Raw genomic sequence first — 20,061 nt, forward strand, 5'->3', positions numbered from 1 at the left:
GGTAGCGGGGTACATTAAGTCACCGATCGGAAAAACGCACAAATTTTGGCAGGAGATAAGCCGCCCGTGACCCAGACAGAATTCCGCAATGTAGCCATCGTCGCTCACGTTGACCACGGAAAAACCACCCTTGTGAATGCCATGCTCGAGCAATCCGGCGTCTTCGGCGACCACGGGGAAGTCACCGACCGCGTGATGGACTCCGGCGACCTTGAACGCGAAAAGGGCATCACCATCCTGGCTAAAAACACTGCCATCAGGCGCAAGGGTGCGGGCAAGGACGGCCAAGACCTGATCATCAACGTCATTGATACCCCCGGGCACGCGGATTTCGGCGGCGAGGTGGAACGCGCATTGTCCATGGTCGACGGCGTAGTATTGCTTGTCGACGCCTCGGAAGGCCCCCTGCCCCAGACCCGCTTCGTCCTCGGCAAAGCGCTAGCCGCCAAAATGCCGGTTATCATCGTGGTAAATAAGACCGACCGCCCCGATGCCCGAATTGATGAAGTGGTAGAGGAATCGCACGACCTCCTCCTCGAGCTCGCCTCCACATTGGAAGACCCCGAAGCTGCCGAGGCGGCGGAGACGTTGCTGGACCTCCCCGTACTGTACGCATCGGGGCGGGAGGGCAAGGCGTCGACAAGCAATCCAGGAAACGGCAACGTACCCGAAGCCGGCGACTTACAGCAGCTTTTCGACGTCCTGTACTCCGTACTGCCCGAGCCTACCGCAGAACTCGACGCCCCCTTGCAAGCGCACGTCACAAACCTCGACTCCTCCTCGTTCCTCGGGCGCATCGGGCTGGTACGCGTGCACGCCGGGCGCCTCCGCAAAGGCCAGCAAGTCGCCTGGATCCACTACGACAAGGACGGCAATCAGCACACCAAAACCGCCAAAATCGCGGAACTTCTGCGCACCGTCGGCGTTACGCGCGTACCCGCGGAAGAAGTCATCGCCGGCGATATCGCGGCTATCTCCGGCATCGACGAAATCATGATCGGTGACACCCTTGCCGATGTCAACGAGCCCGTGGCATTGCCCCGCATCACCGTCGACGAACCCGCAATTTCCATGACCATCGGGGTAAACACCTCGCCGCTTGCCGGGCGTGGGGGCGGCGATAAACTCACCGCCCGGGTGGTAAAGGCCCGGTTGGATCAGGAGCTGATCGGTAACGTGTCCATCCGCGTTTTGCCGACCGAACGCCCGGACGCATGGGAAGTCCAAGGGCGCGGCGAAATGGCGCTCTCCGTGCTGGTGGAAACCATGCGGCGCGAAGGATTCGAACTCACGGTAGGGAAGCCGCAGGTGGTGCCGAAAACCATCGACGGCAAAATCCACGAACCCTACGAACACGTGGTCATCGACGTGCCCAGTGAATACCAGGGTGCCGTGACACAGCTCATGGCCGTGCGGAAAGGCCAAATGCTTTCCATGGACAACTCCGGCAGCGACTGGGTGCGCATGGAATTCAGCATCCCCGCGCGCGGGCTTATCGGGTTCCGTACCACATTTATGACCGAAACCCGTGGTACCGGCATTGCCAACCACTACTCCGAAGGCTATAAACCATGGGCCGGCGATATTAAAGACCGCGCCACCGGTTCGCTGGTTGCCGACCGGTCCGGCCAAATCACCGCCTACGCCCTGCAACAGCTCGCCGACCGGGGCAACTTCTTTGTGGAACCCGGCACCGAGGCCTACGAAGGCATGGTGGTCGGGGCCAATAACCGCGACGAAGATATGGACATCAATATCACGCGGGAAAAGAAGCTCACCAATATGCGTTCGGCTACCTCGGAGGCTACCGTGACCCTGGCAAAGGCGCGGAACCTTTCGCTCGACGAAGCCATGGAATTCTGCGGCCAAGACGAATGCGTGGAGGTCACCCCGCAGACCATCCGTGTGCGGAAAGTTCTGCTCAACGCCACCGATCGGGCCCGCGCCCGGTCCCGCGCCAAGGCCCGCAACTCCTAGGCTGTGGCTTGGGTTGGCCTGGGTTGATGGACTGACCCAGGTCCGATAGGTTGTGTGCAGCCGTTGACCTGCGATTCGTCCGGAATTTCTTCGTAAGACCCCCGAATGAAGAATAGAAAGACCAGCCCCAGGTCGGCGGTTGCGCACAACCCATCGGCACCTCGGCCACAGCCGCCCCCCGCGGAGTGATAAGACACACCTGTTGCACGTCACTTGTTTGTTGCTCACATTCGCGGGGGAGTGGCTGGTACAAAGGTAGGAGTGAAGCGCCTTTCCCTTGTTGTATTTTTAGCTTGCACACTGCTTGTCGGCTGCGCGGCTTCGCCGGGCCCGCCGCCGGTCGCTGAGCCGGGGGAGGAGCAGAAGCAGGAGGCGGAGCCGAAGAAGAATACGGCGGATTCCATTGAGATTGGCATCGATCCGATCAAAAATGGGTTCAATCCGCACCTTCTCGCGGACGATAGCGCGTTCGTGCAATCGCTCGCCAGTTTGGTGCTGCCCAGTACCTTTGTCAATGGCGAGATGGACACCGCCGTGCTGGAAAAGGCGGAGGAGATTCCGAGTACGGAGCCGGGGGTGGCGCAGTCGATAAGATATGTGATCCGTAAGGAAGCTCAGTGGAGCGACGGAACCCCCATCACGGGGGCCGATTTCCAATACCTATGGCGCAATATGGTCACCACCCCGGGCGTGGTGGACCCGGCGGGATATGAATCGGTGATGCAGATTCGATCCTCCAATAGCGGGAAAACGGTGGACGTGGATTTCCGGCGCAAGGTGGCGGATTGGAAATTGCTGTTTAACCATTTAGTGCCCAGCCACCTGTTCAGCACCGGCACGGAATCGTTCGCAAGTGTGCTCGATGACGTGGTGCCGGCATCCGCGGGGCGCTATATGGTGCGCACGGTGGATCGGAATCGCGGCGTCGTCACGCTTACTCGCAATGACCGCTATTGGGGCAAGCGCCCGGCGGTGACGGAAATGCTGGTGTTCCGCGAAATACGCTCGCAACCGCAGGGCCGGCAGATGGTGCGCAGCGGCCAGGTGGGGTTTCTGGACCTCACCCCGTCCGAGGTTAGCATCGCGGTGTATGAGCTGATGCCGAAGACGCAGCTGCGCACGTTTCAGCGCGAATCGCGGCTCGAACTCACGTTTAATACGGTGACTATGCACACGCCGGAATTGCGGCGCGGGGTGGTGCAACGGGTGGATCGGCAAGCCATCGCAGAGATCGCCGCAGGCCGCCGAACGGACATTTCCGTGCCCGAATTCCACGCGTCGGCGGGGGGGGATGAGGTGCCGCATCGGGTGCGTATTGCTGCCGACGCCGCCGATGATGCTGCCGCGTCCGCCGCCGCAAGTATTGTGGATATGCTGCGCGGACAGGACGTCAACGCGGAGGTGGTGCTCAGCGATTTCAACGAAATTACCGGCCGTTTGCTCCCCGAGGGGCGTGTCGACGCCGTGGTTTCCTGGCAACGCACTACCCCCTCCGCTGTGACTACGGCGAGCCGTTTCTTGTGTCCGCAAACGGCGGAGCGTGCGGGGAATCTCTCCGGGGTTTGCGATCAAGCATTCGATGAGCAATTGACCGCAGCCTTGGCGGGGCAGCGCGCGGTGGATGGGGCGCAATTTTATGCGGAGCAGGTGCTGGGGATACCCCTGCTTGAGGATACGAGGGTGGAGGTGCTGGGGGTTGGTATTGTTGGTCCGAATGCGGCGCTGGATCAGTGGCCGACGAATCAACCTGCGGGCGCCCTAGCAACCGCAGCAACCTGGAGGAGAAGCGATGAGTGACCTCGTTGGCGCGCGGGTGGTGGCCGTCCACGCCCATCCCGATGATGAAGCCATTACCACCGGCGGCACTATCGCAACTTTAAGCGAACGTGGCGCGGAGGTCACGGTGGTGACCTGCACCCTCGGCGAGCAAGGGGAAGTGATCGGCGCGCCGTATCAAGGCCTGGTGCGCAGCGATCAGCTCGGCGGCTTCCGGATCGCGGAGCTGGAGGCTGCGCTGGCCCACCTGGGCGTCCGGCACGGCGAATTTTTGGGCGGCGTGGCCCGTTGGCGGGATTCCGGCATGCAGGGCGACCCCGCCAATGATCACCCGAGTGCGTTTATTCATTCGGGCGATACGGCGGTGCAGCAGCTCGCCGAGGTATTCGATCGTGTGCGCCCGCAGCTGGTGATTACCTACGGGCCGGACGGCGGTTACGGGCACCCGGATCATATCCGCGCCCACGAGATTACCCACGCCGCGGTGGCGGGCAGTTCGGTGCAGCGGGTGCTGTGGGCTGTCACGGGGGCGGCGGATTTGCGCCGTGGGCTGGACGCGATCATCGAGCCGCCGGCGAGGTGGCGGCGCGCGGCGGCGGGGGAGATAGCCTGCCAGGAGCGCGTGGATTTGCGCTTGCGGCTTGACGACGCCGCGTATGCGGCCAAAGTGCGCGCCTTTGCCGCCCACGCCACCCAGCTATGGGTGGCAAATGGCAGCGTGAGCAGGGTTAATCCGGAGGCGGCCTGGGCGCGGACCGCGGATATCGAGGCGGCGCCGCTGGTGTATTGCTTAAGCAATTTGATCGCGCAGCCATTGCTGCGTTACGAGCATTTCCAGCTCGGGTGGGGTACCCCGTTTTCCGCGGGTGCGTGCCCTATGGAAGGCTTATCCTGGTGAATTTCTCTAAAGCCGAAATTATTTGGGGGTTGGCGTGGCTCAGCCTCGGGGCGCTGCTTTCCGTGCTGTTAGAGGTGGTGTATTTGGGCACTTGGATTACCGTCGGCGGGCGCCCAATAGCCTTTCCGTTTACCATTCCGATCGCCTTTTTGTTCACGATGGTGTTAAGTCGAACGGCGTTGCTATGGACGAAGCGTATCATCTTTGCAGCCATACCGTTATTCGTGTGGATGGCCGGGTTTTTCCTGCTCACGTTCTGGGTTTCGTTTTCCGGGGACATTCTTGTCGGCGAAAATCCGAGGAGTATGCTTCTCTTGTTCGCCGGCATGGCGGGCGGTGGTTGGCCCTTACTGCGGGCGAAATGACACAATAGGGGCTACACTCATCTTCCCCTAGCCGTTTTTTTAAGTTCTGGAGTTTTCGTTCACAAATGACCTATGTAATCGCACAGCCCTGCGTTGACGTCATGGACAGAGCCTGCGTAGAAGAATGTCCCGTGGACTGCATTTACGAAGGTAAACGCTCCCTTTATATTCACCCTGATGAATGCGTGGATTGCGGCGCTTGTGAGCCCGTATGCCCGACCGAAGCGATCTTCTACGAAGACGATGTGCCCGATGAATGGATCGATTACAACGACGCAAATGCCGCGTTCTTTGATGAATTGGGTTCACCTGGCGGCGCCGCCAAACTCGGGCCGCAAGATTTCGATCCGCCCCTCGTTGAATCATTGCCCCCACAAGCATAAAAAGGATCAAAATGCCCGCCCGCACACCAATTCAATTGCCGGATTTCCCGTGGGATAGCCTCGCCGAGGCGAAGGCGCGCGCCGCCGCGCACCCGGACGGCATTGTGAACCTCTCCGTGGGCACGCCCGTGGACAAGGTAGCTCCCGGGATCCAGCTCGCATTATCGGAGGCGGCCGCGGAACCGGGATACCCCCAGACCGCCGGCACCCCCGCATTGCGGGAGGCGATCGTGGCGGCCCTGGAGCGCCGCTACCACATCACGGGGCCGGACGAGGACTTTGTCCTGCCGGTTATTGGCACCAAGGAGGCCATCGCCTGGCTGCCCACGGTCCTAGGCGTCGGTGCCGGGCACACGGTGGTGATTCCGGAGGTCGCGTACCCAACGTACGAGGTTGCGGCACTCCTGGCGGGGGCGACCCCGCAGCGCGCTGACTCGCTCACGCAGCTTGGGCCCGCGCGGCCGTCGATAATGTTTATTAATTCCCCGTCAAACCCCACGGGCAAAGTGCTGGGCTTGCCGCACCTGCGCAAAGTAGTATCATGGGCGCAGCAGCGAGGTGTGATCCTCGTCTCCGACGAATGCTACCTGGGGCTAGGCTGGGGCGCGGAAGAGCCGCTATCCATTCTGGACCCGCGCGTGAGCGAAGGCGACCATACCGGGCTGCTGGCCATCCACTCGCTATCCAAAACCTCGAACCTGGCCTCGTACCGTGCGGGCTTTTTCGCCGGCGATACGGCGCTGATTCGGGAATTGCTGGAAGTGCGCAAACACGCAGGGCTCATGGTCCCCGGGCCGATCCAACACGCCATGATCGCGGCGCTGCAGGACGACGAGCAAGAGACCGCCCAAAAATTGCGCTACGCCCAGCGACGCGTCACGCTCCTACGCGCCCTCACTAACGCTGGTTTCGCCGTGGATCATTCCGAGGCAGGACTTTACCTTTGGGCAACGCGTGGGGAGGAGTGCCGCGCCACCGTCGACTGGTTCGCGGAGCGCGGCATCCTCGTGGCACCCGGCGATTTCTACGGGCCCCGGGGGGCTCAGCACGTGCGCGTGGCGTTGACCGCCACCGATGAGCGTATCGACGCCGCGGCCGCCCGCCTCGCCAACAACGATTAACGTTTACGTTCGAACGCCAATGGGTGGTTTGTAACACAATCGCCCCGGTTTTCGCCCGCGAACTGCATGGTTGTGCAAAATCTGCGCAGTTCAGCGGGGTTCCGGGCTGAGGCCTTGCGGGCACCAAAAGCGTGAAACGACAATGCCGCGGGGTAGAATTAAACAGTCAGTTTGCCCTTGGAAATATGGAGATATCGTTGCGCCAGCCTAATGCCTACCTCAATAGCATGAAGCAATTCATTAAGTTCGGCGTCGTCGGTGGCTCCGGCGTGTTAGTGAACATGGCCGTGCTGGTGGTGGTGCGCAGAATCTTCGCCGATATCTTTGGGATCGCAACCACCGACCCCTTTCTGAATATATTGGGTAGTCCGTTCCATATCCGCTGGTACCACATCATGGTGACCCTAGCCTTCCTGGGCGCGAACACCTGGAACTATCAGCTCAACCGAATGTGGACCTTCCGCGGGGCGCGGCAACGCACCTGGCTACGCGGATTCTTCCCGTTCCTGCTCACCGGGCTCGGGGCGTTCGCCGTGACACTGCTGGTGACCACCGCATTGGTGAACGTCGAATCGCCTGTGGCGCTGCCGCCCGAAATCTTCGACGACTCCACCGGGCTGCGCAACCGCGTCTACTGGGCAAACATGATCTCTATCGTCGTGGCCATGCCCATCAACTTCCTAGTGAACAAGGTTTGGACCTTTCGCGGGCATCGCGTGATTTCCAGCACGGAGCCCACGAAGGTGTAGTCGTGGGTTTTGGGGGGTGGCTAGGTCGCCGATGGGTTGTGCGCAACTGCCGACCTGGGGCTGGTCTTTCTATTCTTCATTCGGGGGTCTTACGAAGAAATTCAGGACGAATCTTGGCCGAAAACGCTGAAAACGCTGCAAATCGTCTTTTTATTCTTCGTTGAGGTGCCCAAAGAAGAAATTCAGGACGATCGCAGGTCAACGGCTGCACACAACCTATCGGAGAAAGTGGCCGACGGAGCTCTCCCGCACGATTAGGGTCGAATCTTCCCGAACCATCGGCCCCGCCGGATCTGCCTCAGGCAGATCTGACAGGGCGGGTTCGGCGTCCTGCGGAAACATCACCGCGCGGCGGCTGGCGTGTCGAATCTGCCTGACCAGGGTTAATCGTCGCCGAGTTGGGCGTCGAGGCGTTTGATATCGCGCCGCCGCTGGTTGCGCATCGAAATCGGAATTGCGATGAGCGCGAAGACGAATCCTACGACTGCGCCGCCGATGATTCCCCAATGTTGGTTCGTGGGTTCGGCGACGCTAATGCTGTACCACATGCCGGCGACCCAAAGGATTCCGCTGGCGGCGATGCTGAACAGTTCGAGTTTTCCCATCCGGAGGTTTACCGGCACGGGGATATGGTTGCGCATCCACCGAGTTCCGATAATGAAACCTAGGAGGATAGGCACGATGACGAGCAGGGAAATATAGCTGTACCGGCCGGGTAGTATCCAAGCGACGATCGCGGCGACCCAGAGGGAGATCAGGGTAGTGGCGGCTTGGGAGATGGAATTTGCTTGGTGGACGATCGCGGCTTGGTATTCGTCCTCAGTTTTCTGGTTGATTGTCTCGATGACGGCGTTTGCAAAGCTCATCGTCTCATCCTTCCTGTTCTTCTCCGAATACTTGCTCGACGGTTTTGCCGAGAATCCGGCAGATCGCAAGGGCAAGATGCACGGAAGGCGAATAGTTTCCTTTCTCAATATTGGCGATTGTCTGGCGTGAAACTCCGACCCGTTGGGCGAGTTCCGCCTGGGATAACTCGGCCCAGCGTCGGTACTTGCGCACCATGTTCGCCGCCTCTGGGTTGCTCACATAACAAAGTGTAAAGAATATTTGGCAAACAGGCAAGGAAACTAGCCACGATGCGCATAAAACGTGACAGGATATCGGTTCAAAGATCGACGGTGCCCCACGAGACCACCGGCTCAAACCGACCGACCCACACTCACCGCGTCGCGCTCAGCGATTCTCCGGGGAGCGGGGTCTTATCCGTGGGGTTGATGCCTTGTGCCTTAAGAGTGAGCCAACCGGCGATGATCAGAATAAAGACCATCGCCGCGGCAGAGTAAAGCTGGATGCTAGCCGCGGCGTCGCTAAGCATTAAAAGGGCGAGCCCGATCAGGGCGGCCAAGGTCGCAAGTGTCCCCCACGGCTGCACCCACATCTTAATCGGAAGCTCCTCGCCACGCCCCTGCATAAGGGCCTCCATACGGGGGCGAAGGCGCAATTGGGATACGGCGATAAAGCCCCACACGATGAGCAACGAGGCGCCGGCGGAATTGAGCATAAAGCGCAGCAGCCAGGAATCGTCAAGGAAGTTCAGCAGCACCATGACCGCGCTAATAGCGATCGAAAGTGTGATCGCAGCGATGGGGACGCCGCGGGAATCCACGCGCGTAAACAGCCGCGGGGCCTGGTGGCGTTCCGCAAGCGAAAACATGATGCGGGAACTGGCGTACAACTGTGCGTTAAACGCCGAAAGCAGGGCCAAGACAATAATGGCCTCCATGAATCCCACCACGCTGGGGATCCCGGCCAGCTCCAACACCTTGGAAAACGGGGAATCCGCGGCGGACTTCGCGGCGCCGAGCGTGGAATAGGGCAGCAGGAGGATAATCACCAAGACGGAGCCCAGGTAGAACACGCTAATGCGGGTCACGGTGGAGCGCACCGCATTGATCAGCGACTTCTTTGGCTGGTCCGATTCGGCCGCCGCGATGGCCACCACCTCGATGCCGCCAAAGGCGAAGGCCACGGCGAGCAGGCCTCCGGCGACCCCGCCAATGCCGTTGGGCATAAAGCCTTCATCGCGAATCAGTTCGAGCCCGGCGGTGGTCGCCCCGGGGATAATGCCAAGGATCAGGCACACGCCGATAACCAGGAAGGCGATCAGCATCGCCACCTTGATAAAGGCGAACCAAAATTCGAATTCACCGAAGGCCCGCACGCGGAGCAGATTCACGGCCCCGAAAAACACCACAAAGATCAGCGCGGGAATCCACGGTGCCACCCCAAACCAGGCGCCCACAAAGGCCGACGCCCCGGTGATCTCCGCGCCCAAAACTGCCACGGTGGCCAGCCAATACACCCAACCTTGGGTGAAACCGGCCCAGTGCCCGATGCCCACGTCGGCGTATTCGGAAAACGAGCCGGAGGCGGGGAGCACGGAACCCATTTCGCCCAGCATGCGCATGATAAGGATGGCGATCGTGCCGGCCGCGAGGTACGCCAATAGCACCGCCGGGCCCGCCGCCTGGATGCCCACCCCGGTGCCCAGAAACAGGCCGGCGCCGATGGTGGAACCCAGCCCCATCATGGTCAGGTGGCGGACCTTCAGCCCGGAGCTTAAGGAGTTGTTACTCATAAAATTGCCTCGATTTCTCCCCCGCACTATTCACGTCCCCCGTCTAAACGCATCCGCATTGACGTCCCCGTCCAAACGCATCCACGTCCCCCAACCACCCGCATCCGCACTGATGTTCCCCCGCGGCCGAGGCCCCCGAAAGGGCCCCGAATGGTCGAAAACTAGTTCGCGTGCAGGTCGGCGTTGAGCTCAACGGCGGCGGATTTCCACGCGGTGGCCTCAATCGCACCCGTGATCGAATTGCGCCGGAACAGCACATTGTTCGCCCCGGAAAGCTCCGCAGCTTTCACCGCATAACCGTTCGATTTGCCGAATGCGCTGGCAACCTCACCAAAAACGGTGACTTTCGACCCAGCGGTGACGTATAAGCCGGCCTCGACCACACAGTCGTCGCCAAGCGAAATGCCCAGCCCCGAGTTAGCGCCGAGCAGGCAGCGCTTGCCCACGGAAATCACCTGCTTGCCGCCGCCGGAAAGGGTGCCCATAATGGAGGCGCCCCCGCCCACGTCGGTGCCATCGTCGACGACGACGCCGCTGGAGATGCGGCCCTCCACCATCGACGAGCCGAGCGTGCCGGCGTTGAAGTTTACGAACCCTTCGTGCATCACGGTGGTGCCCTCCGCTAGGTGCGCGCCGAGCCGCACCCGATCCGCATCGCCGATTCGAACACCTGTTGGCATGACATAGTCGACCATACGTGGGAACTTATCCACCGAGTACACCGTCACCGGCCCCCGAGCCTGCAATTTCGCGCGGGTCAGTTCGAAACCCTGTACGGCGCAGGGGCCGTGGTTCGTCCACACGACATTCGATAGCAAACCGAACACCCCATCGAGGTTCGCGCCGTGCGGGCGGACGAGCCGGTGGGAGAGCAGGTGCAGCCGCAGATACGCATCGTGCGCGTCCACCGGCGGCTGCGCGAGATCGGCGATGGTGGTGCGGATCAGCACGCGCTTGGTGCCGCGCAGCTCGTCGCTACCCACCAGCGCGGCCAGCGGCGAATCCACCTCACTCGGGGCGAGGCGTTCCGTGCCGGCGGTTTGCGCGGCGTCCGAAAGAGCCGGCTCGGGGAACCAACAATCGAGCACACTATCGTCTGAGGCGTAGGTTGCTAATCCAAGGGCAGAAGCTGAAGTCATGGGTTATAAGTTACCGCACGAACCACTCACTGAGCCTCGCCGGTGGTGCTTTTCGACGCCGCGCCACTCACCACATCCGCGGCAGCACCAGGCTGGCGGCGGCGCGGAATCAGGGACAGCAGGACCAAAACCACGCAGATCACGGTCACGGAAGTGATCTGGTAGCGGGAGGCGGGATCCGAAAGCATGAGCAAAGTCAGGCCCACGAAGCAGGCGATGGTCAGCCACGGCAGCCACGGCCAACCCCACATGCGCACCGAAACGTTTTCCTCCTTGGCCAGCTCGGGGTGCAGCTTGATATAGCTCAGCCCGATGACCACCCAGATCACCACGAGGCAGCCGCCCACCGCGCTGAGCAGGAAGTCCAGCAGGCCCTCCGGGTTCCAATATTGCAGGCCCACCGAGGCGAAGGCGAAGACCATGGACAGCAGCACCGAATTGATGGGGACGCCGTGCTTATTGGTGGCGGCGAAGATAGCCGGGGCGTCGCCACGCTGGGCCAGCGAGTAGCAGAGGCGGGAGGTGGCGTAAATCTGCGCGTTGAATGCGGAGAGCAGCGCCAGCACAATCACGGCCTCCATAATCCCGACGATGCCGGGGATATTTGCCTTGGCCAGAATAATTGTAAACGGCGAATCGGCGGCCTGTTCCGCGCCCTTGATCTCCGCGTACGGCATCAGGAAGGTGATCACCAACACAGCGCCCAGGTAGAAGATGGAGATGCGCCAAATCACGGAACGCACGGCGGTGGCGATAGCGGTGGACGGATTTGCGGACTCCGCGGCGGCGATCGTGATGATCTCAATGCCACCGAACGCAAAAGCGACGGCGAGCAAACCGGCGGCCCAACCGGCGATGCCATTGGGCATAAAGCCCGCCTCGCCCAGGAAGTTGCTGGTGCCCACGAACTCGGAGCCGGGCAGCAAGCCGAAAATCAATAGCACGCCGATGACCAAGAACGCGATGATCACCGCGACCTTGATAAAGGCGAACCAGAATTCGAACTCACCGAAGCCGCGGACCTCGGCAAGGTTGACGGCGGCGAAGAACGCCACGCAAATCAGCGCCGGAATCCACGGGTCCACGCCGAACCAATGCCCCATGATCGCGGCGGCGCCGGTCATTTCCGCGCCGAGCACCATGGTCAGCATGAACCAATATAGCCAGCCGAGCGAGAAACCCGCCCAGCGTCCGAACGCCATTTCGGCGTAGCTTGAAAAGGATCCGGAGGCGGGGCGAGCGGAGGCCATCTCGCCGAGCATCTGCATGATGCACACGATCACCGCGCCCGCAAGCAGGTACGCAAGGAGAATCGACGGCCCAGCCGCCCGAATGCCCACGCCGGTGCCCAGGAACAACCCAGCGCCAATCGCGGAACCAAGTCCCATCATGGTCAGGTGGCGTGTTTTCAGGCCGGACCCAAGTCCAGAATCTGGTGTATCCACGTTTGTCATGGGGAATACCCTATATTGAAACGTTTCAAATTTTGCTGTTGGATCCTAAGATTTTCTTAATTACCCCCGTTTGTTAGGGTGCGGGCCCACGCCCCCGAGTGCACCGACCGGCACCTTGGGGGTGCGTGCGCGGCCGAGCCCGATCCGCGAGATCCGGGCGACACGCCGAAGCGGTGACAGCCCAGCGGCGGCGACACGGTCAAAGCGGTGGCAGGGGCGGGGGAGAGCAGGGGCGTTGATAATAAGGGTTACATACGGCGTGCAACAACCTCGCGGAACCCCGGCTCAATACGCAATTGCCAATTGTGCTGCTCTGCGATACGCGCCGCTGGGCCGAGCTCATCGCGCGCCGCGAAATACAGCAACGTGTCTGGCTCCACAATCACGTTATTGCCTACGTGGCAGTTATTGCCCAGCGAAATCCCGATCACGCCCGAGCTTACCCCAAAGGTACAATTTTCGCCGATGACCAGCGGGATGCGGCCGCCCTCCGGGGTGCGCTGACACATAATCGTCGCGGACAGGCCAATTTTGGTGCCCTCGCCGATGACCACGCCGGAAGACAACCGCCCTTCAACTTTCGCCGGGCCGAGCGTGCCGGAATTAAAGGACACGAAACCTTCGCGCATTACCGACGTCCCGGGCGACAGGTATGCGCCCAAACGTACGCGCTCAGCCTCGGCGATATGCACGCCGGTGGGCACCACGTAGTCCACCATGCGGGGGAGGCGGTCGATGCCATAGACGTGGATCAGGCCGCGGGAACGCAGGCTCGTGCGTACGAATTCGAAATTATCCGGCAGGCAGGGGCCCTTATTGGTCCACACGACGGTGGCCAGGCGATCCATGATGCCTTCGACATTAATTTCGTGCGGGCGCACCATGCGATGCGAAAGCAAATGCAAACGTAAGTACGCATCGTGCGCGTCTACTGGGGGTTGGGCCAAGGATGCGATAGAAGTTTTGATTGCGACTTGCTCCACCATGCGGTCTTCGTCCAGTTTGACCAGCGAGAGCATCTTCGGGGACAAGTCTTGGGCGCCGAGGCGCGTGGAGCCCGTATGGCTGATACCAGTGGACAACTCGGGATGAGGGAACCAGGTATCCAGCACTGTTCCATCCATAGCGATGTTAGCGATGCCGACGGCGTGCGCGCCCACGCCATGCAAACCCTGAATCGTCATATGTTTATCGTACTGTGCCGAGTGCCGAGTACCCGCGATTAGGTGGCTAGAGTTGGGTTCGTGACTTCCTTGAATCTGGCGGCGGACCCCGTGACATTGACCGCCCAATTAGTGGATATTCCCAGCCCCTCGCATCATGAGGGGGCCATCGCAGACGCTGTCGAGGCTGCCGTGCGCCGAGTGCCGGGCGTCGAGGTCCTACGTTTTCGCAACAATGTGCTAGCGCGGACAAAGCGTGAGCTGCCAACGCGGGTTATCCTCGCTGGGCACCTGGATACCGTGCCGCCCGCCGATAATGTTCCCTCCCACCGCGAAGGCGATGTGTTGTTCGGCTGCGGCACCGTGGACATGAAGAGTGGCGACGCCGTGTTCCTCCACGCCCTAGCCACCCTCGCCGATTCCCCGGCGTTGCGGCGCGATATCACCTTGATCTGCTACGAGGGCGAGGAGGTGGCCGATGAGTTTAATGGCCTTGGCCATATCGCCGCGGAGCATCCGGAGTGGTTGCGCGGGGACGTGGCCATTCTCGGCGAGCCTTCCGGCGCGGTGATCGAGGCCGGCTGCCAGGGGTCCATCCGATTGCGGGTGGTGGCTAGCGGCAAGCGGGCGCATTCGGCGCGCGGCTGGATGGGGGTCAATGCGATGCATCGGTTGGCGCCGGTAATGATGCGGATCGCGGAATACCAGGCCCGCGAGGTTGATATCGATGGCTGCCGGTACCGCGAAGGGCTCAATATCGTGCATTGCGAATCCGGTGTGGCCACAAACACGATTCCGGACGAGGCCTGGATGTTTGTGAATTTCCGCTTCGCCCCGGACCGGAGCGTGGCCCAAGCCTTGGCGCACATGCTGGAGGTGCTGGCGCTGCCGGAGGGAGTTAGCTATCACATCGACGACGCCGTTGCGGGCGCCCTGCCTGGGCTTTCCCAACCCGCGGCCGCGGAACTCGTGTCTGCTACCGGCGGGGTGTTCCGCGCCAAGTACGGTTGGACTGATGTGTCTAGGTTTTCCGCATTGGGGATCCCGGCCGTGAATTTCGGCCCCGGCGACCCCGCGTATTGCCATACGCGCGATGAACAATGCCCTGTGAGCATGATTACGGAAGTCTCTGAGACGCTTCACCGCTATCTCACAACTCAAGCTTGATTGGAACGTTCATGATGATTAAACGGCGCGTACGCCATTTGCGCGGGCCGGTGTTGACCACCCAATTGGAGGAAACGACCACCGACCAGCGCCTGCTTGATAGCAGGCCCGATTCGGATTGGTTGCACACCGACCCCTGGCGGGTCCTGCGCATCCAAAGCGAATTCGTCGACGGTTTTGGCGCGCTGGCGGAAATGCCACCCGCGGTGACCGTGTTTGGTTCCGCCCGGGTCAATGGCGATCACGAATACTACAAAATGGGCGTGGAGCTGGGGCAGCGCCTAGCCAATGCCGGTTACGCCGTGATTACCGGCGGCGGCCCTGGGCTGATGGAGGCCCCGAACCGTGGCGCCGTGGAGGCCGAGGGGCTGTCCGTGGGGCTGGGAATTGAACTGCCGCACGAACAATCGTTGAACGAGTGGATTGATCTGGGCTTAAATTTCCGTTATTTCTTTGTGCGCAAGACGATGTTCTTGAAGTACTCTCAGGCGTTTGTTTGCTTGCCCGGCGGCTTCGGCACACTCGATGAATTGTTCGAAGCGCTGTGCATGGTGCAAACGGGTAAAATCACCAACTATCCGATCGTGCTGATCGGCACATCGTTCTGGGGTCCGCTGGTGGAATGGATGCACGAGCACCTAGTCGGCGAGGGCATGATTTCGCCAAAAGACATGGACCTGTTCATCCTCACAGATTCCGCCGCCGCCGCTGTGGACGCTATCGTCGCAGCTCACAACCGATAGGAACCGTATGCTGCTCTGGCTCTTGTACACCGTCGTGGTGCTGGTGCTGATCGTCATTTTGACGTTCGTATTCGCCGCTTTGTTTGGCCGCGGGGAGGGGCTTCCGCCGCTGCCCGCCAAGGCGGATATCATCTCGCACAACCGTGCGGCCATCGATCGCGGCGACATGGACGCGCTGCGTTTCGACGTGGTCTTGCGGGGCTATTCCCAGGAGCAAGTCGATGATGTTCTTGGATACATGCTTAAAAAACAGGGCACAAAAAGGTTAGACTTGGAAGAAACCAAGTAATAACCTGAGCAATGTTTGGAGTTGGGTCACCGATGGCAGCGATGAAGCCTAGGACCGGAAACGGCCCGATGGAAGCGGCAGAAGAAGGCCGGAAGATCGTCATGAGGATCCCCACGGATGGTGGCGGGCGCCTCGTGGTGGAGCTTAATAAGGAAGAGGCCGCCGAACTCGGTGCCCTTCTGGTCGCCGCTGCCGAGTAATTCGCTGGCGTCTTTTCCTCCCCTCCCACCGCGCGCAGGCACACATCCGCACCCTGCGTGGCGCGCGGGTGGCTACGAGAACATGCATGTGTGCGTGGGGGGACGGGGTGTTTTTTCGTGCTTGTCGGCCAAGTCGTATTTGCCGCGCCTGCTGCCGTTAGAATGGCTAGAACGCTTTACCTAAGGAGTCTTCTTATATGTTGACCGATGTCATCAATGTCCTCGCAGATCCGGTGGATGGCTCGGCCCTGGCAATGGAGAGCGGCAAGTTAACGTCCGCTTCGGGGAACGTGTACCCGATTGCCGCCGCTGGATATGTCACGCTTGTGGGTGGGGCGGGCCTACGATATACGGGCGATGATGCGGAGATGATTGAGGCGCGCGAGCTGTTCCTTTCCCGCGGCCATTACGGCCCGTTTGTGGAGGCGGTGTCCAACCAGGTGCATTGCGCCCTCGAGGACGCCCAGCTTGATGAAGCTGTTTCCCCAGTCATCTGCGAAGTAGGCGCCGGCACGGGCTATTACCTTTCGCACACGCTTGACGATGTCGCGGGTTCCCTCGGCGTGGGCATCGATGTTTCCATTCCTGCGGCCGAGCATCTTGCCCGTTGCCATCCTCGCGCTGCCGCCGTTGTTGCGGATGCATGGGCCCGGTTGCCGTTGCAGGATGCGTCTATTGATGCCATTACCGTTATTTTCGCCCCCCGCAATGCCGCCGAGTTCGCCCGTGTGCTCAAGCCCGGCGGCCAGGTCATCGTGCTTACCGACGACGCGGGCCACCTCGCCGAGCTCCGCGAACCGCTCGGCATCATCGACGTGGAACGCGGAAAGGTCGACCGGATGATCGAACAGGCCGCGGGTCATTTGGTGCCGGTCGGCGATCCGGAACCTGTGGAGTTCCGCATGACCCTCGACCAAGATTCCATCGCCCACCAGATTGGCATGAGCCCCTCGGCGCGGCACATTCACCCCGATGTCTTGGCGGAACGCATTGCGCGCCTGCCCAAACAGATGGAGGTCACGGCCCGCGCCGTAATCACCCGCCTAGCGGTGCGATCTCACACCCCGTGAGACCCCGGCGTTCGCCCCAGTGGCCCCGCCGAGATGCTTCGGGAAGCCGGATTCTGTGTAATTTTCATCATCCGGGGCCCGCTGGGGCCGCCGGCGCGATATTTTTTACACAGATTCCGGGATTTTGATGTAAAAAATATCGGTAGACACCGTTCAACTCCCGAAGTTCAAATAGGTCGTCCGCAACGAATCGGCCCGGCTTTTCGTCACAGTGACGTAATTCGACGATGTTCCATATTGCGCGGGTGAATTGAGGCCCGCAGCGGTGATATTCTACTTGGGCACAAGTTGATAGCGTGCCGCATTTCTGGGAATGCAATTTGGCTCCGGCTTCGACACAGCCGATCCCGCAAATCTAGTACGCATACATATTCATCATCGTCGATTGCTTGACATCGTTTGCTGGAGCCCGAACGCCCGCGCCTCCGTTATTGGTGTACGCCTATGCTCTGGTGACCCATCGGAAAGCTAAGGTGCCAACGGGCTGCGGGAATGGGTTGTGTGCTGCGCATGAAGTTTTTTACACCCAAATCCCAGATCCATGTAATTTTCATCATCCGGGGCCCGCTGGGGCTGCCGGCGCGATATTTTTTACACAGATTCCGGGATTTTGGTGTAAAAAATATCGGTAGACACCGTTCAACTCCCGAAGTTCAAATAGGTTGTCCGCAATGAATCTGCCCGGCTTTTCGTCACAGTGACGTAATTCGACCAACCTCCATATCGCGCCTACTCGGCGCGATTACGACACTAGGGAATGGGCGCGGTGGTTAGAGTTCGGAGCCGGTGACCTCGTAGCATTGGAGGACGGTGGCGTCGCCGGTGGTTTCCACTTCGAGGTGCGCGCAGTAGGTGTCAAAGTAGACGCGGCTGGCCATGGTGGCCACGCCGCCGTCGGCGAAGATCTCCACGGTGGAGCCGTCCACAAGGATGGTGAGCGCGTCGGTGTCCGCCGCGATGAGTTCCGCCTCGGCGATGGGGGAGCCGAGGTGATGCGGGTTCATGGAGCGGTCGAATTGCAGGCGATCGCCGGAGTGGCGGACCACCGCCGCGATGGATTCATCGGGGTTATACAGGGTGACGGTGACGGCGCCCTCGCTGGCATCGAACAATCCGGTCCACATGCGGGCCCAATTGGTTTGCTCCACGGCGGCGGGCAGGCCGAAGGCGGGGGTTTGGAATAGCAGGCCGCCCTCCAGGGTGGTCAGCCGGGGAACCGAAAGGCAGTTCGCCCAGTCCTCGGTCTTGAGGCTGTGGTGTGTGGTGGGGTCGTCGTAACGCCCGATACCATTCATCAGGCCGAAGAGGGCGGCGCGGCCGTAGGTGGCGTGATCCAAGGTGTTGGTATTGCGCGGCCGGGTGAAATCGTGGCCGAAATCCAGGCGCTGGAACGGCGTGCGCACGGTAAATACCGTGCCGTCGAGGCGGCCCACGAGGTAGCCGGAATGATCGATACCGTCGCGCTCCAGGGTGACAATCAGGATGTCGAATAGCTCTTCGGAATCCGGGTGGAGTTCGTCCCGCAGCTGGATAATGCGCGGGGCCACCAAGCGCTGCTCGTTTTCCAAGTTCGTGGTGCCCTGAAAGGTCAGCGGGCCGAGCACGTTCCAGTTCCGGCGGTCGGTGGACTCGGAGATCACCAATGTCGGGTGCTCGGTCTTGCCCGTCACCGCCAGCATTAACCAGCCGTTATCCTTTGGAAAGACGCAGGGGGAGCGGAAATCGGTAAAACCATCGCGATCGGCCAGCACTTCGCCGCAGCGCACCACATGTTCGTCGAGGTGCAGGGCGTCGTCAGAAATCTCCGCCAGGGTTTCGGCGATGTTTTCGATCGTGGCGACGTGGATACTGCAGCCGTCTTCCGTCACGGAAGTGAAAAACAGATCCGCAGTATTCCCGTCGTGGGCGACGGAGCCTGCACGCAGTTGCGTTTCCGTGCCGACGGGGGCGAGCACGTCGTCGCAAATCACCCAATCGTAAGGGGCGGCGGGCGAAACCTGGTGTGCCCAGCGGGGAGCGGCCTGGATCGTTGGCTGGTACTGGTGGAAAATGTGCCACGAATCCGCACCCCGCAAAACCCCGGCCGGGGCGTTAAGAATTCCTTGCTCGGCGGTTGCGTGAAGCTCCGGATGGTGCGTAGCGTGCGACATGGTCTAATCCTTTACTTCAGTGGCGTGGAGTTGCTGGTCAAGGTCGTGCGGATCCAAATTCGCGGCGGAAAAATCCGAGGTCAGCGGCAATCGCAGCTGCAGATCGGTGCCCGGGCAAATGGAGATGCTGGCGTGGTCCACGGTGAAGTCCAACACGTGGCCACCGCAGGTGCGGGCCGCATCAATAAAGTGCACATGGCAGCCGGGAACGGAAATGCCCTTCTCGTACACGGGCGTGCGGAACCCCACGATTACCCCTTGCGTATCCGTCACGTGGAGCTCGGAATCGCTGTCCACCGCCTCAACCATCGGGCGGTACGGTTTGCGCTGCTTGGTCACGGTACGCACGGTCACATCGTGGAACGTACCTGCGATCCGGAGCGCATACATGTAGTTTTTGCTGGGCAGGAGTGCGTCGATAATCCCGGAAATCTCCGCGCGCGTCAGGCCGCGGGGTGCCTCCTGCACTATCCGGGGCACGAAATTTGTGGTCACGGCGTAGGGCGAGCGCTGCTTTAAATCGGCAACGCGGGCGGTACCGTCGCCGCGGAGTTGGTAGCACGTACCGTCGACGATCACCATTTCGCCGTCAAGGGCGTCGAAGGTACCAATGCCAAAATTCCCGTGGCTCAGCAACTCACTGACAGTCATTTCGCCATCGTAGATTCCGTCCAGCAGGGCGGTCATAAGCGAATTCTGAAAGATTGTGTGCCGTTCCACGGGAAGGCTGTGCACATCATTCATGTCCCCGAGGATAGACATCCTCGGGGAGTCGTGCA

At 60.9% G+C, this 20,061-nt stretch carries 20 protein-coding genes; 12 read left to right on the plus strand and 8 right to left on the minus strand.

Translation table 11 applies throughout. The annotated features are described in order from the left end of the window. Window positions 1-66 precede the first annotated feature (66 nt). From typA to CCANI_RS05000, 7 genes are all read left to right on the plus strand, one after another. Window positions 67-1,977, plus strand: a complete 1,911-nt coding sequence (typA, locus tag CCANI_RS04970) for a translational GTPase TypA (RefSeq protein WP_146324511.1) — start codon at window positions 67-69, stop codon at window positions 1,975-1,977. A 261-nt stretch (window positions 1,978-2,238) separates the two neighbouring features. Then, window positions 2,239-3,774, plus strand: coding sequence for an ABC transporter family substrate-binding protein (locus CCANI_RS04975; RefSeq protein ID WP_146324512.1), 1,536 nt, complete (start codon window positions 2,239-2,241; stop codon window positions 3,772-3,774). Beyond that, window positions 3,767-4,651, plus strand: a complete 885-nt coding sequence (mshB, locus tag CCANI_RS04980) for an N-acetyl-1-D-myo-inositol-2-amino-2-deoxy-alpha-D-glucopyranoside deacetylase (protein ID WP_146324513.1) — start codon at window positions 3,767-3,769, stop codon at window positions 4,649-4,651. The genes CCANI_RS04975 and mshB overlap by 8 nt, the downstream gene beginning before the upstream one ends. Next, a complete protein-coding gene (locus tag CCANI_RS04985; protein WP_246118223.1) occupies window positions 4,648-5,016 on the plus strand; it encodes a hypothetical protein in 369 nt (122 codons plus the stop codon). Before mshB ends, CCANI_RS04985 begins: the two co-directional genes overlap by 4 nt. A gap of 65 nt (window positions 5,017-5,081) precedes the next feature. Beyond that, window positions 5,082-5,399: a ferredoxin gene (fdxA, locus tag CCANI_RS04990; RefSeq protein ID WP_146324515.1), complete on the plus strand. Its 318-nt coding sequence runs from the start codon at window positions 5,082-5,084 to the stop codon at window positions 5,397-5,399. Window positions 5,400-5,410: 11 nt separating this feature from the next. Next, complete coding sequence (gene dapC, locus CCANI_RS04995) at window positions 5,411-6,520, plus strand: succinyldiaminopimelate transaminase (protein ID WP_146324516.1); 1,110 nt, start codon at window positions 5,411-5,413, stop codon at window positions 6,518-6,520. Between the two features lie 185 nt (window positions 6,521-6,705). Then, a complete protein-coding gene (locus CCANI_RS05000) occupies window positions 6,706-7,269 on the plus strand; it encodes a GtrA family protein (RefSeq protein ID WP_146324517.1) in 564 nt (187 codons plus the stop codon). Window positions 7,270-7,652: 383 nt separating this feature from the next. Here CCANI_RS05000 and CCANI_RS05005 read toward each other — a convergent pair whose 3' ends face one another. The 6 genes from CCANI_RS05005 to CCANI_RS05030 form a co-directional block, all read right to left on the minus strand. After that, a complete protein-coding gene (locus tag CCANI_RS05005) occupies window positions 7,653-8,135 on the minus strand; it encodes a hypothetical protein (RefSeq protein ID WP_146324518.1) in 483 nt (160 codons plus the stop codon). 4 nt (window positions 8,136-8,139) lie between these two features. Next, the gene (locus tag CCANI_RS05010) at window positions 8,140-8,331 is read right to left on the minus strand and encodes a helix-turn-helix transcriptional regulator (protein ID WP_146324533.1); all 192 of its coding nucleotides are present in this window, start codon (window positions 8,329-8,331) and stop codon (window positions 8,140-8,142) included. Window positions 8,332-8,488: 157 nt separating this feature from the next. Then, window positions 8,489-9,907, minus strand: coding sequence for an amino acid permease (locus tag CCANI_RS05015; RefSeq protein ID WP_146324519.1), 1,419 nt, complete (start codon window positions 9,905-9,907; stop codon window positions 8,489-8,491). 161 nt (window positions 9,908-10,068) lie between these two features. After that, window positions 10,069-11,046: a 2,3,4,5-tetrahydropyridine-2,6-dicarboxylate N-succinyltransferase gene (dapD, locus tag CCANI_RS05020; protein WP_146324520.1), complete on the minus strand. Its 978-nt coding sequence runs from the start codon at window positions 11,044-11,046 to the stop codon at window positions 10,069-10,071. 26 nt (window positions 11,047-11,072) lie between these two features. After that, window positions 11,073-12,500 (minus strand): amino acid permease, encoded by a 1,428-nt coding sequence (locus CCANI_RS05025; protein WP_146324521.1) that lies wholly within the window; start codon window positions 12,498-12,500, stop codon window positions 11,073-11,075. Window positions 12,501-12,748: 248 nt separating this feature from the next. Beyond that, complete coding sequence (locus CCANI_RS05030; RefSeq protein ID WP_146324522.1) at window positions 12,749-13,684, minus strand: DapH/DapD/GlmU-related protein; 936 nt, start codon at window positions 13,682-13,684, stop codon at window positions 12,749-12,751. A 69-nt stretch (window positions 13,685-13,753) separates the two neighbouring features. Here CCANI_RS05030 and dapE point away from each other — a divergent pair, with 69 nt between their 5' ends. From dapE to CCANI_RS05055, 5 genes are all read left to right on the plus strand, one after another. Then, entirely contained in the window at window positions 13,754-14,830 is a 1,077-nt protein-coding gene (dapE, locus tag CCANI_RS05035) for a succinyl-diaminopimelate desuccinylase (protein ID WP_186750264.1), read from the plus strand. An 11-nt stretch (window positions 14,831-14,841) separates the two neighbouring features. Next, window positions 14,842-15,573 (plus strand): LOG family protein, encoded by a 732-nt coding sequence (locus tag CCANI_RS05040; protein WP_186750262.1) that lies wholly within the window; start codon window positions 14,842-14,844, stop codon window positions 15,571-15,573. A gap of 7 nt (window positions 15,574-15,580) precedes the next feature. Beyond that, the gene (locus CCANI_RS05045) at window positions 15,581-15,862 is read left to right on the plus strand and encodes a DivIVA domain-containing protein (RefSeq protein WP_146324524.1); all 282 of its coding nucleotides are present in this window, start codon (window positions 15,581-15,583) and stop codon (window positions 15,860-15,862) included. A gap of 32 nt (window positions 15,863-15,894) precedes the next feature. Next, window positions 15,895-16,062 carry a DUF3117 domain-containing protein gene (locus CCANI_RS05050; RefSeq protein ID WP_146324525.1) on the plus strand — a complete coding sequence of 56 codons (168 nt, stop codon included), beginning with the start codon at window positions 15,895-15,897 and terminating at the stop codon, window positions 16,060-16,062. A gap of 197 nt (window positions 16,063-16,259) precedes the next feature. Beyond that, window positions 16,260-17,132: a methyltransferase domain-containing protein gene (locus CCANI_RS05055; RefSeq protein WP_146324526.1), complete on the plus strand. Its 873-nt coding sequence runs from the start codon at window positions 16,260-16,262 to the stop codon at window positions 17,130-17,132. Window positions 17,133-17,902: 770 nt separating this feature from the next. On the opposite strand, the gene CCANI_RS05060 is transcribed toward CCANI_RS05055, so the two are convergent. Then, a complete protein-coding gene (locus CCANI_RS05060; RefSeq protein WP_146324527.1) occupies window positions 17,903-19,282 on the minus strand; it encodes a GH32 C-terminal domain-containing protein in 1,380 nt (459 codons plus the stop codon). 3 nt (window positions 19,283-19,285) lie between these two features. After that, entirely contained in the window at window positions 19,286-20,026 is a 741-nt protein-coding gene (gene budA, locus CCANI_RS05065) for an acetolactate decarboxylase (protein WP_146324528.1), read from the minus strand. Between the last annotated feature and the right edge of the window lie 35 nt (window positions 20,027-20,061).

The organism is Corynebacterium canis (genome assembly GCF_030408595.1).
GTDB classification, from domain to species: domain Bacteria; phylum Actinomycetota; class Actinomycetes; order Mycobacteriales; family Mycobacteriaceae; genus Corynebacterium; species Corynebacterium canis.

Excerpts from the sequence above, each read along its gene's own strand:
- CCANI_RS05050 (WP_146324525.1), top strand. The coding sequence starts at position 15,895 with ATGGCAGCGATGAAGCCTAGGACCGGAAACGGCCCGATGGAAGCGGCA.
- CCANI_RS05045 (WP_146324524.1), top strand. The coding sequence starts at position 15,581 with ATGCTGCTCTGGCTCTTGTACACCGTCGTGGTGCTGGTGCTGATCGTC.
- budA (WP_146324528.1), bottom strand. The coding sequence starts at position 20,026 with ATGAATGATGTGCACAGCCTTCCCGTGGAACGGCACACAATCTTTCAG.
- mshB (WP_146324513.1), top strand. The coding sequence starts at position 3,767 with ATGAGTGACCTCGTTGGCGCGCGGGTGGTGGCCGTCCACGCCCATCCC.
- CCANI_RS05025 (WP_146324521.1), bottom strand. The coding sequence starts at position 12,500 with ATGACAAACGTGGATACACCAGATTCTGGACTTGGGTCCGGCCTGAAA.
- CCANI_RS05000 (WP_146324517.1), top strand. The coding sequence starts at position 6,706 with ATGGAGATATCGTTGCGCCAGCCTAATGCCTACCTCAATAGCATGAAG.
- dapD (WP_146324520.1), bottom strand. The coding sequence starts at position 11,046 with ATGACTTCAGCTTCTGCCCTTGGATTAGCAACCTACGCCTCAGACGAT.
- CCANI_RS05040 (WP_186750262.1), top strand. The coding sequence starts at position 14,842 with ATGATGATTAAACGGCGCGTACGCCATTTGCGCGGGCCGGTGTTGACC.
- dapC (WP_146324516.1), top strand. The coding sequence starts at position 5,411 with ATGCCCGCCCGCACACCAATTCAATTGCCGGATTTCCCGTGGGATAGC.
- CCANI_RS05055 (WP_146324526.1), top strand. The coding sequence starts at position 16,260 with ATGTTGACCGATGTCATCAATGTCCTCGCAGATCCGGTGGATGGCTCG.
- fdxA (WP_146324515.1), top strand. The coding sequence starts at position 5,082 with ATGACCTATGTAATCGCACAGCCCTGCGTTGACGTCATGGACAGAGCC.
- CCANI_RS05015 (WP_146324519.1), bottom strand. The coding sequence starts at position 9,907 with ATGAGTAACAACTCCTTAAGCTCCGGGCTGAAGGTCCGCCACCTGACC.
- CCANI_RS05060 (WP_146324527.1), bottom strand. The coding sequence starts at position 19,282 with ATGTCGCACGCTACGCACCATCCGGAGCTTCACGCAACCGCCGAGCAA.
- CCANI_RS05010 (WP_146324533.1), bottom strand. The coding sequence starts at position 8,331 with ATGGTGCGCAAGTACCGACGCTGGGCCGAGTTATCCCAGGCGGAACTC.
- CCANI_RS05005 (WP_146324518.1), bottom strand. The coding sequence starts at position 8,135 with ATGAGCTTTGCAAACGCCGTCATCGAGACAATCAACCAGAAAACTGAG.
- CCANI_RS05030 (WP_146324522.1), bottom strand. The coding sequence starts at position 13,684 with ATGACGATTCAGGGTTTGCATGGCGTGGGCGCGCACGCCGTCGGCATC.